This window comes from Crocosphaera watsonii WH 8501, assembly GCF_000167195.1.
In the GTDB taxonomy this organism is placed as follows: domain Bacteria; phylum Cyanobacteriota; class Cyanobacteriia; order Cyanobacteriales; family Microcystaceae; genus Crocosphaera; species Crocosphaera watsonii.
Genome location: NZ_AADV02000141.1, coordinates 1 through 11,231 on the forward strand (window position 1 = coordinate 1; position 11,231 = coordinate 11,231).

General features: G+C 36.7%; 11 protein-coding genes and 2 pseudogenes. 5 read left to right on the forward strand and 8 right to left on the reverse strand.

Going from position 1 to position 11,231, the window contains the following annotated elements; translation table 11 throughout:
- Positions 1-205 precede the first annotated feature (205 nt).
- A complete protein-coding gene (gene cax, locus CWATDRAFT_RS25650) occupies positions 206-1,306 on the reverse strand; it encodes a calcium/proton exchanger (RefSeq protein WP_007307744.1) in 1,101 nt (366 codons plus the stop codon).
- A gap of 136 nt (positions 1,307-1,442) precedes the next feature.
- Here cax and CWATDRAFT_RS25655 point away from each other — a divergent pair, with 136 nt between their 5' ends.
- Positions 1,443-2,045, forward strand: a complete 603-nt coding sequence (locus CWATDRAFT_RS25655; protein ID WP_232287204.1) for an ABC transporter permease — start codon at positions 1,443-1,445, stop codon at positions 2,043-2,045.
- On the opposite strand, the gene CWATDRAFT_RS25660 is transcribed toward CWATDRAFT_RS25655, so the two are convergent.
- The 3 genes and pseudogenes from CWATDRAFT_RS25660 to CWATDRAFT_RS25670 form a co-directional block, all read right to left on the reverse strand.
- The gene (locus CWATDRAFT_RS25660) at positions 2,029-2,670 is read right to left on the reverse strand and encodes a transposase (protein ID WP_007307743.1); all 642 of its coding nucleotides are present in this window, start codon (positions 2,668-2,670) and stop codon (positions 2,029-2,031) included. The two genes, CWATDRAFT_RS25655 and CWATDRAFT_RS25660, sit on opposite strands and share 17 nt — an antisense overlap.
- Positions 2,671-2,734: 64 nt before the next feature.
- Positions 2,735-3,316 (reverse strand): helix-turn-helix domain-containing protein, encoded by a 582-nt coding sequence (locus CWATDRAFT_RS25665; RefSeq protein ID WP_007303150.1) that lies wholly within the window; start codon positions 3,314-3,316, stop codon positions 2,735-2,737.
- A 174-nt stretch (positions 3,317-3,490) separates the two neighbouring features.
- Positions 3,491-4,156: pseudogene (locus CWATDRAFT_RS25670) on the reverse strand (transposase); the annotation flags it as partial.
- A 121-nt stretch (positions 4,157-4,277) separates the two neighbouring features.
- On the opposite strand from CWATDRAFT_RS25670, the pseudogene CWATDRAFT_RS34650 reads away from it, so the two are divergent.
- Positions 4,278-4,630 (forward strand): annotated as a pseudogene (locus CWATDRAFT_RS34650) (hypothetical protein).
- Between the two features lie 105 nt (positions 4,631-4,735).
- Here CWATDRAFT_RS34650 and CWATDRAFT_RS25680 read toward each other — a convergent pair.
- A complete protein-coding gene (locus CWATDRAFT_RS25680; RefSeq protein ID WP_007307741.1) occupies positions 4,736-4,999 on the reverse strand; it encodes a hypothetical protein in 264 nt (87 codons plus the stop codon).
- Positions 5,000-5,230: 231 nt separating this feature from the next.
- On the opposite strand from CWATDRAFT_RS25680, the gene CWATDRAFT_RS25685 reads away from it, so the two are divergent.
- Positions 5,231-6,148, forward strand: a complete 918-nt coding sequence (locus CWATDRAFT_RS25685) for a histone deacetylase family protein (protein WP_007307736.1) — start codon at positions 5,231-5,233, stop codon at positions 6,146-6,148.
- 4 nt (positions 6,149-6,152) lie between these two features.
- Here CWATDRAFT_RS25685 and recF read toward each other — a convergent pair whose 3' ends face one another.
- Both recF and sppA read right to left on the reverse strand, forming a co-directional pair.
- On the reverse strand, positions 6,153-7,295 hold the full coding sequence (gene recF / locus CWATDRAFT_RS25690; protein ID WP_007307740.1) for a DNA replication/repair protein RecF: 1,143 nt from the start codon (positions 7,293-7,295) through the stop codon (positions 6,153-6,155).
- 61 nt (positions 7,296-7,356) lie between these two features.
- Positions 7,357-9,147 (reverse strand): signal peptide peptidase SppA, encoded by a 1,791-nt coding sequence (gene sppA, locus CWATDRAFT_RS25695; protein ID WP_007307739.1) that lies wholly within the window; start codon positions 9,145-9,147, stop codon positions 7,357-7,359.
- 245 nt (positions 9,148-9,392) lie between these two features.
- On the opposite strand from sppA, the gene CWATDRAFT_RS25700 reads away from it, so the two are divergent.
- Complete coding sequence (locus tag CWATDRAFT_RS25700; protein ID WP_007307737.1) at positions 9,393-10,073, forward strand: TIGR00266 family protein; 681 nt, start codon at positions 9,393-9,395, stop codon at positions 10,071-10,073.
- 140 nt (positions 10,074-10,213) lie between these two features.
- Here CWATDRAFT_RS25700 and CWATDRAFT_RS40540 read toward each other — a convergent pair whose 3' ends face one another.
- Positions 10,214-10,639 (reverse strand): hypothetical protein, encoded by a 426-nt coding sequence (locus CWATDRAFT_RS40540; RefSeq protein WP_232287205.1) that lies wholly within the window; start codon positions 10,637-10,639, stop codon positions 10,214-10,216.
- 4 nt (positions 10,640-10,643) lie between these two features.
- Between CWATDRAFT_RS40540 and CWATDRAFT_RS25710 the strand changes: the two genes are divergently transcribed.
- Complete coding sequence (locus CWATDRAFT_RS25710) at positions 10,644-11,225, forward strand: helix-turn-helix domain-containing protein (protein WP_007307738.1); 582 nt, start codon at positions 10,644-10,646, stop codon at positions 11,223-11,225.
- Positions 11,226-11,231 lie beyond the last annotated feature (6 nt).

Below are 11,231 nucleotides of genomic sequence, written 5' to 3' on the forward strand. Positions count from 1 at the left end.
TTTATTTTTTCCTTTACCCCCGAGGAATTTTAATAATTCCCCATAGGGGACTTTTGTGACAATTACCGTTTAAATTTGCTCCGGAAAAAGGCCGGATTTAAAGGCAATTTTATGGGCCGTTTTTTTTGTGTTTCTGCAAAGGTTCCCTTCCACGTCAAAAGATTAAAGCTTTTACCCTCGGTCATAATTCATAATTTATCGATGGTTATAATTTAAAATCCATCTCCCAGGAGGAGGGAAATAGAAAGCCAAAACTAAGGCCCGCATAAGTTGCTAATAATAAAGTCCCCTTTAACCAGTTGGAACGACCATCAGAACTAATAGAATTAGTAATTAGTACAGCCACAGCCACAGCCACCAATTCAAAAGGATTAAAATCTAAGTCCATCGGTTGACCTAAAAACCAGCCAGCAATGACTAAAACAGGGGCAACAAATAAAGCAATTTGTAAACTTGATCCCACTGCCACCGACATAGACAAATCCATTTTATTTTTCAGAGCAACAGTAACCGCCGTTGCGTGTTCTGCGGCATTACCAACAATAGGTAAGAGAATAACCCCAGTAAATAAAGGAGTTAAGCCTAAAGATGAAGTTGCTGCTTCTAAAGAATTGACCAATAATTCTGATTCTACGGCAACTCCAAGGGTAACTAATAAAAGGATTATCACCCATTTACTAATATTAATATTACCGCCTTCTTCTTTTTTTGTTTCATCTTCAACCGCCACACCCACATCATAGAGATAAGCATGGGTTTTCATAGAAAATAATAAAGTTAACCCATAAACCAAAATTAAAACAACAGCTACAGCAACGGACAAATTTTGTAAGGTTTGTTCTTCAATACCAGTAGAAGTGTATTGTACTGCTGTAGGTAATAAAATAGCGATGACAGCTAAATTCATAGAAGAAGCATTCAAGCGGGCGGCAACGGATTGAAATTCTTGTTCTTTATAGCGGAGTCCCCCCAATAACATAGAAAAGCCCACCACTAATAATAAATTACCGATAATTGAGCCACTGATGGTTGCTTTGACCACACCAATTAAACCTTCCTTTAAAGCTACCAAGGCCAAAATTAATTCCGTGGCATTACCAAAGGTAGCATTTAATAAACCGCCTAAATTTGGACCAACCACCACAGCGATCTCTTCTGTTGCTTGGCCCATGAAGGCAGCTAGAGGCACAATAGCCAAGGCCGCCATGATGAAAGTCAGGGTTGCACCCCACTCTAGGTACTCGGAGCCTAGAGATAAAGGGATAAAAATTAATAAAATTGACAGAATAGCACTTTTATTCAGCATGATCCCCTTCAGCAATAGGTTAGAGTTCTTAAGTCCGTTTCTTAGTTTAGACCATTAATGAGCTTGACATCTTCTCGTAATCTCAAGTTATATGATAAAACTATTGCAATGCTTTAGAAATATTTATAGTGTACTTATGAGTCAAGCCAACATCCATAAAACTGAAGATAAATATAAAAAATCCCTGTCTGTGGTGATTTATGAACCAGAAAGTCGTATCAAGCACCCAGTTCGGTTAATAAAACAAATGTGGTACGATTTGCTCGCTTCTCGTGAATTAGCGTGGCAGCTATTTCAACGAGCTATTCAGGCCCAGTATCGTCAGTCTATATTTGGCATTATCTGGATTTTTCTTCCGCCTTTAGTCACCGCTCTGGGTTTAACGGTTCTGAAAAAAACAAACGTTTTGGATGTGGGAGAAACCCCCATCGCCTATCCGGTGTTTGTCGCTTTGAGTATGACTCTCTGGCAAACATTCATTCAAACCTTTACCAGTGTCATGGGAGCCGCTCGAAGTGCTAAAGGGATGCTGACGAAATTGAACGTCCCTCCAGAAGCTTTTGTTATCTCTAAACTGGCACAAATTTTATTTAATTTTGTAATTCAACTGATTCCCATTGTTTTCATGTTTATCTGGTTTAAAGTACCAGTCGCTTGGACAATTATTCTCGCTCCGGTTGCTTTCATCCATCTAGTGCAGCTTAGCAAAAATAATCCACCAGTCACTTATGATCTTTAAAGCCCTTAAATTTCCAAACGAACGGCTTAGCAAAATGTTGATTTAAGTAATCAATGAAATTGAGAATTTTTTGGGATAGTTCTTCAGTTGAACGGACAGTAATTCTTTTGAGTAAACGCCGGACTAAGATCGAAAACCAACACTCAATTTGATTAAACCACGATGTATGTTTGGGAATATAAACAAAGCGAATTCGATGAGATTCATCTGATAAAAAATCTGCTCTGCTGTCCATAGATTGCAAAATCCCCTCCTTTCCTTTTCTCCCCAAATCAATAGTAATTCCACAGCTTTCTGCTACTAATTTGACTAAGCTTTCCGATTTATGAGTGTTGAGTTTATCTACAATAAAAATCCATTCTGCTTTTTCATCAATCTTAATCGTTCTCTGGATATGTTCAGAAAAATCTTGTTCTGTTCTTGTCGGTCCAATAGAGGGACTAACAACTTTTCCTCTTGCCACATCCCAGTTCGCAATCAAGCTTAAAGTTCCGTGTCTTTCATATTCAAATTCGATTTTTTCTACTTGTTTAGGCTTGATTCTTTTGTTCGGAAATAATCTCTCAAGAGCTTGAATCCCTGTCATTTCATCTGTACTAATTAAATGAATTCCTTGTTCTAACAAAGTTTTAGCTTCTTGATGAAGTTCACAGATATATTTGACTTGCTTTTTAAATTTTAAGGGATCATCAATTTTGGCATTTAACCAGTAACGAACGAGATGTGGTTGTAATGTCGCTTCTTTTTAAAAAACGCCCCACACTACGGGGGGAAATCTTTTCGACAATTCCTCTTTTTATGGCTTCATCCGCCAACTCTGAAGGTGTCCAATGGCTCACTGGTCTGTCTGATTTTTCACATTCTTCACAAGCGATCGCTACAATCTGGACTACTTGTTCGACCGTAAAGGATTTTGTTGTTCCAGGTCTTGGGCGATCGCTTAAAATTCCTTTGATCAAGACCATTAATGCTTTCTCCGTTACCTGTTGTTCTTCGGCGGCACTCAGTTTTTCTCTCTCCTCAAACCATCGCGATCGCCACTGACGCACTTGTACTCGGTCTAATTCTAATCTTCGACTAATCGAACTATTGCTCTCTCCTGATGCTGCGGCTAAGATTAGCTTGGCTCGTCTAACAAGGCGATAGGGGTTTGTTGTCCCTCTCACTATTTGTTGGAGTACTGTTTTCTGTAGGTTGGAGAGGTTAATTGGCAATGCTTTTATCATGGACATCAACTTCGAGATTCTTCCGTTAGTTTCATTGAAACACATTGTCGTGGCTAGTCACGAAAGTTTCTGTAAAAATCTGGTGGATTACTTTCGCCAAGCTGCACTAGCTTTGAATCAATGGTAGCATTTGTGGTCATAACCCCCACTATACATAAAAATCCCCGATTTTACCTTTATGTTGTCAAGACAGATTCTTTATTGCGGTGAGCAATTACTAGTAACTACGTCTTCATGCTTAACTTGTTCCCCAATAAAATCCTTTTGGCTGTAGTCACTATCAGCCACTAAGACAGATAATTTATCAGAAAATAAAGAACTTTGCCAGATTTTTTTTAGTTGTTGATTGCCTTGATTTACTCCTTTATGTTTAGAGGGGACTCGCTCTCCTGATAAGGGGACAGCCCAAGGGACTTTTTCTGTGTCTATTTGGTCAGGTAAAGCGCAGACAACGGAATAACAATGTCCAATATTAATGGGTTTATTTCCCTTAATTGGATTGGGGTAATGAATAAAGGTTTTATCCGCTAACGTTTCGGCAAACCGTCGTGGACAGGGAGTTGTGTCAATACCAAATAAGTTATAATGTTTTGAAGTGGGAGGAATTGTTCTCGATACCGCTGAAAATAAAGTCTCAATTCTCTGTTCATAATTAGGGTCAGTTTGAGTGGGTAAAAACTCTTGAATCCCTCTATATAAACTGTTATAATCTCTTCTAAATAAAGGATTGAGAGACAATTCAACGACTGAGTGAGCTTGTTGGTTACTGGAGAGGGCATCGAGTAATTCTATAATAGTTTCTTTTCTAGCTTTTAGTCCTTGGAAGAGGTTAGACCTCCACACCAGGAATTCCTCGACAGAAGTAGCCGTTTCATTTTTGGTCATTTTTAAAATTTATTACCTTATAAATTAGCGGAATATATACGCTAACATCAAAAGAGGTTGTTTGTTACAGTTAAGGCTAATGTCATAACATTCCGAACTTAAGACCAGTCAAGATGTCCACCTGAGAGCCAAACAAATTAAGAGTCTAATTCGCTCTCTTAAACAGAAAATAAAGAAAATTGAACGGGAAGGGGAAGTAGCACCAGCTAATTGTCATATTATTCGTTTCAGGTTAATCGAAAGGGAACAATCTACTGGTATTATAAACTACAGGCTGCTGAATCAATTTTTCCTATGGCCACTAATAATGAGAAAAAAACCAAATATAAATATTTAGGACGAGCCGGAAGTTCTGCTCATATTGATGCTGTAGAAAAACTCACTAGAAGAAATCTCATTGATGAATTAGAACGAGTCATTCAATCTCTAACTGAAAGCTACTTAGATATCTATATTGGAACCGAAACTGAATGAAGCTATTTAATATTTAAAATCCCCTAAAAAGATGGAAAGAGAGTTTTTAAAATCACCTTAATTCTCTATTTTAGCTCTGGAGATATGTTTAGCGTAAAATTTACGCTAACAATTGTTTTTTATCCAAAGTCCAATAATTATTTCTCGGGTGTCTTCGTCTTGTATTTGATTAGCTGTGATATTGCCGTTACTTACCCACTTGCCTAACTCTTGATAGTAAATATTTTTTGTTATTGAAGCAGATTCTTGAGGAACTTGACAAATTCTTTCTGCTGTATGATCAACTTGAGCAGGGGTAGGTAAGGCTTGAGCAGAAATAGGAAACAAGGCTAAGGATAGGGAAATTGAACCAATTGTTGCACTAAACATATTTAAGTAAAATGGGATAAAAATAAAAGTATATTTTATAGGTTAAGTCAAATGACACTTGTTAGCATCACCAAAATTACTAAATTTCTCAAAAAAATTAATCTTCGATTCACATCAATCTTCTAGAATAAATACTGAGAAAAATCCAGTTGAACTTTACAAAAAATATAAATTTACCTTAATACTGGCTTTGTGATATGGTTATTTAGCTCCCTAAAAGTAAAATTAACGATGAATTTACCTATTGTTTATGATCATCAGTATGTTGTTCCACTCCCTAATGGACATAGATTCCCAATGGGAAAATTCTCCTTACTTTATGAATTATTACTGAAAGAAAAGATTATTGATTTCAATGATATTTATACTCCAAAATTGCCTGAAAACTCTTTATTAGAATTAGTTCATTGTCCTGATTATATAACCGGCTACTGTCAAGGAACTCTAACGGATAAAGCACAAAGACGTATCGGGTTACCCTGGAGTGAAGCATTAGTTAAACGGACTTGTATCGCCGTTGGAGGCACTATTTTAACGGCAAAATTAGCCTTGAAATTCGGCTTAGCTTGTAATACAGCAGGGGGTACTCATCATGCTTTTCCCAACTATGGTTCAGGGTTTTGTATTTTTAATGATTTAGCGATCGCAACTTGTGTATTACAACAATTAAAGTTAGTTCAAAAAGTATTAATTATTGATCTCGATGTTCATCAAGGAGATGGAACTGCTAAAATATTTGAAAATGATGAGACAGTGTTCACCTTTTCTATGCACTGTGAGTCTAATTTTCCTAGAGAAAAACAAAAAAGTGATTTAGATGTTGCCTTACCAAAAGGATTAGATGATGATGGTTATTTACAAATTTTGTCCCAATATCTTCCTGATTTATTATCAGAAATAAAACCAGACCTAATTTTATACGATGCCGGAGTTGATATTCATGCTAATGATCATTTCGGCAAATTAAGTTTAACGGATACGGGAATTTATCGGCGAGAAATGCTGGTTTTGAGTAGTTGCATTGCCGAGGGATATCCTGTTGCTAGTGTCATTGGAGGAGGCTATGCAAAAGACTTGAAGTCTCTAGTCTATCGACATTCTCTATTACATCGTGCAGCGAAAGACGTTTATAAATTTTATCAACTATAATTTTCTACATTTGAAAAAGTTTTCCCCCTTCAACTTTCATTATTTGAGACGATTTTAACCATTGTGTATCAAAAGAGTGTAAATAGGTGGTGGTGATTATGGTTTGAAACCTCCCTTGAATCACTTCTAATAGTTGATTTTGTCGGTTGGGATCGAGTTCTGCTAAAACGTCGTCTAATAGCAATAAGGGGGGTTCTCCTATGACATCTTCGATTAACTGTAATTCGGCTAATTTGATGGCTAAAACAAGGGTTCTTTGTTGTCCTTGGGAACCGTAGGACTTCGCCGGAGTATGATTAATTTTTAATTCTACATCGTCCCGATGGGGGCCAACAACGCTGGTGGCCAGTTGTTGTTCAGCCATACGACGCTGTTCTATTTTATCCAAAAAAGCTTGTTGTACTTCTTGCGGTTCTTCCCTATCAATTGAAATATTAGGTAAATAATTAATCTCTAACTTTTCTGTGCCGTTACTAATTTCTTTATGCCAATTTTCTGCTAACGGGCTTATTCTTTCAATAACTCGATTTCGTCTTCGAGTAACTCTCGTACCTGCCTCGGCTAACTGTTGATCCCATAATTTTAATTGAGACATTTCTGCCGATAAATTATCAGTATTTGTCTGTTCTTCCACTGTCTTACGAATAACTTTTAATAAGGCATTTCGTTGCCGTAAAACTTTATTATATTGATTAATAATACTAGCATAAACGGGTTCAAGTTGGATTAAAAGAGTATCTAACCAACTACGACGGGTTTCCGGGGAACCTCTAACTAATTCTAAGTCTAAGCAAGAGAATTCTACGGCGTTAATATGACCCAAAAATTCTAAATGACGGCGTAAGTTTTCATGATTTAACATTAAACTACGTCTTCCTGGGGAACGGAAAGTAATTCCCATTTGGGACTCCCCATAGTTTCGTTCTACTGTTCCTAAAATTTGTCCTTTTTTCTCCCCTTCTAGAATAAGATCACGATCGCGATTAGTCCGATGACTTTTTAAGGTTGCTAATAGTTCTACTGCTTCGAGTAAATTGGATTTTCCTTGAGCATTATTTCCTAACAGAATTGTCTTTTGTGACTCAAAATTAAGAGTTTGTTCATGATAATTACGAAAAGCATATAGATGAATATTTTTCAGATACACCCTATCTTTGCCTCCTACCTTTTTTTAAGGGTTTTTGGGGGAATCGTCTGTATTTCTTCCCTTATCGTAATTGCCAATTAAAAGGCAGAATAGAATAAACACCTTGAGGATCGTTAAAGTTTTGAATAACTTTCAGTTCTTCTTTAAATTCTGAAAATTCTTGTGTTAAAGGATCAACAGAATGATTACCAATTTTCATATCTTCATCTAAAGTTTTCCTGACGAATAGCCCTGCAAATCTTGGGGAACTAGGATAAGATTTAATTTCCCAGTCTGTACCTAATTCTGCTTGTTCTACTGCATATTGAATAGCGGCATCTAATCCCCCAAAACTATCGACTAATCCGATATTTTTTGCTGTTTTTCCTGACCAAACTTTACCCTGTGCAATATCGGCAACTTTCTCCTTAGCTAAGTCACGAGATTCAGCCACTTTTTCTAAAAATAAGTCATAAACACGGTTAACTGATTTCTGATAAATGGCTAATTCTTGCTCCGTTTTTGGTCGTCTTACTGTTCCTAAATCGGCAAATTTTCCTGTTTTAACAACGTCCCAGGTGATACCATTATTGTTGGCAACTTCCTGGATATTAAATAAAAGTCCAAAGACTCCAATTGATCCGGTAATGGTATTAGGTTGGGCAAAAATATGTTCTCCTCCTGTTGCGATCCAATACCCTCCAGATGCTGCGACATTACCCATAGAAATGATCACGGGTTTTTTCTCTTGAATTAATTGAACTTCTCGTAAAATAATATCCGATCCAGTTGCACTTCCTCCAGGACTATTAATGCGAAGAACTACTGCTTTTACTTGCTTATCTTCCCTAATTTTACGCAATATTTTCTCAAACCGACTGGTCCCTATCTGTTCTCTGGTTCCTACTCCATCCACAATAGAACCCTCTAAATAGACAACGGCAATTTTCTTGTTAGAACTATTATTTGCTATTCCTGTAACTGGGATATCTATATAACGATTGAATGAAACTTGTCTCAAAGATTTTTCTTGATTTCCTGTGATTTCTTGTAAAATAGAAATTGCTTTATCCCTATAATCAATTTGGTCAATTAATTTTAAATTTTGGGCTTCTTCAGGAACCAAAACCCCTTGATTATCTGCAACTTTTTGTAAATCATTAGGGTTTATCTGACGACTTTCTCCAACTTCTTGAAGATAATTATTCCAGATACTACCGAGTAAAACTTGTAATTGCTGCCTATTTTCTGCACTGAGTTCAGTCCTTGTATAAGGTTCAACTGCTGACTTATAATCACCTACTCTCACCACTTGGACCCCAATCCCATACTTATCAAATGCCCCTGTCCAAAATAAGGATTCTGTACCTATTCCATTCAATTCCATTAAACCCATAGGATGAACAATTAAGGTGTCAGCTAGTGAGGTTAAATAATATTCTTGCTCAGTGAGAGTAACATCGTAAGCAATGATTTTCTTACCACTTTCTTTGAACTTTATTAAGGCTTCTCGTATCTCCGCAAAATTAGCATAACCACTTCCAGCACTGGCGTTACTTCCATCTAAAAAAATGGCTTCTATCCGACTATCTTTACTTGCTTTTTCAATGTTTTTGACAACCTGATTTAAGGTTAATACCGAACGCTGCCTATCCGATAATATGTCACTTATATTAACCATTGGTTCTCGGTCTCTAATTTCTGTAGATAGATCCAATACCAATACTGATTTGTCCTTAATTGTCGGTTCTGTGTCTACACTCGCTAAAGTAATCAACAATATAACTAAACTGCTAACTCCCAATGTAGCAAATAAAAATAATCCTGCTAAAGTTCCTATAATACTGGCAAGGGTTTGTTTCAAAAAGTTCATCTTTTAATTTAGCATAAATAAGTTTTTTCTTGCTGACTTTCGCCCACCCAAGAAAAGGTTATTACTAGGCTATTATATAACAATTTTAAAAAAGATGGTATATTTTCCCAATAAGTTAATTATCAACAAGAGAGAGTAAATATTAAAATGCCCTTAAATATTCCTATATATAGAGGTATCTAGTTTCATAGTATACAGAGAGTAAATGGTATGCTCTCGAGTAAAGTCAATTTATTTAATGATCAATGCAGTACAAAATTCACGGAACCGTAATGCAAATTTTAGAAACCCATCTGATGATGGGGGAGTCTATTTATACGGAGTCTGGTGGCATGGCCTGGATGAAGGGAGACATAGAAATGAAGACCAACACCAGAGGGGGACTAATGGCAGGTATCGGCAGGGCATTGGCTGGAGAATCTCTCTTTATGACCAGTTATAATTGTAATTCGGGTCAGGGAATGGTTGCTTTTACAATGGAAGTTCCTGGGACAATTTTAGATTTTCAATTGATGCCTGGACAAAGTTTAATTTGTCAAAGAGATGCTTTTATGTGTGCTGAAGAAACTGTGGAAATAGAGTTACATTTTCGCAAAAAATTGGGCGCTGGTTTATTCGGAGGCGAAGGGTTTATTTTACAAAAAATAAGCGGTCCAGGAAAGGCATTTTTAGAAATTCCAGGAGAAATGCAAAGCTATGATTTAAAGCCCCAAGAGACTCTATTAGTTGATCCTGGCCACATTGCTTTGTTTGAGCCTACAGTTAACTTTGAAATTGAATCTGTTAAGGGTATCAAAAATGTTTTGTTTAGCGGAGAAGGTTTATTTTTAGCTAAGTTAACCGGCCCGGGTAAGGTTTGGTTACAAAGTATGCCTTTTGCTAATCTTGCTGCTAAATTAGCTAAATATATTCCTACTAAAAATTAACAGAATAATTTCTTAGTTAATTAGCGAGGGAACCAATATACATCACCATTTGCTAAAGCTGTATTAGTGGCTGATAAATTCTTTAAATAGTTAACTAATTTATCTCCATTAAAAGGGGTTAAAATATAATCCTCTAATTTTTATTGTCTCTCTAACCAAGGAATTCCATTACCTGCTTTTTCACTTAAGGCAATAATAGGAACTTCCTGAAAACTAGCATATTGTTGTAATTGTTTAACCCAATTTTCAACCGTATCTTGTTTGAGGTGATGATCGATAATAATTCCTGAAAATGATTGGGATAATAACCCTTGATTGATTTCAGTTAAATCATATATAAAAATAGCTTCAACTTGATTATTATGTAACCATTGTTGTAAATTTCTGATATTTTCTTGGCTATCTGTAATTACTAATACCTTAAATATTGGTTCGGATTGAATTTCATTAGCAGCTTGTTTTCTTTGACAACATCCCCCATCTTGAAGGCATAAGCTACAATTAACTAGTGCAGCTTGGCGAAAGTAATCCACCAGATTTTTACAGAAACTTTCGTGACTAGCCACGACAATGTGTTTCAATGAAACTAACGGAAGAATCTCGAAGTTGATGTCCATGATAAAAGCATTGCCAATTAACCTCTCCAACCTACAGAAAACAGTACTCCAACAAATAGTGAGAGGGACAACAAACCCCTATCGCCTTGTTAGACGAGCCAAGCTAATCTTAGCCGCAGCATCAGGAGAGAGCAATAGTTCGATTAGTCGAAGATTAGAATTAGACCGAGTACAAGTGCGTCAGTGGCGATCGCAATGGTTTGAGGAGAGAGAAAAACTGAGTGCCGCCGAAGAACAACAGGTAACGGAGAAAGCATTAATGGTCTTGATCAAAGGAATTTTAAGCGATCGCCCAAGACCTGGAACAACAAAATCCTTTACGGTCGAACAAGTAGTCCAGATTGTAGCGATCGCTTGTGAAGAATGTGAAAAATCAGACAGACCAGTGAGCCATTGGACACCTTCAGAGTTGGCGGATGAAGCCATAAAAAGAGGAATTGTCGAAAAGATTTCCCCCCGTAGTGTGGGGCGTTTTTTAAAAAGAAGCGACATTACAACCACATCTCGTTCGTTACTGGTTAAATGCCAAAATTGATGATCC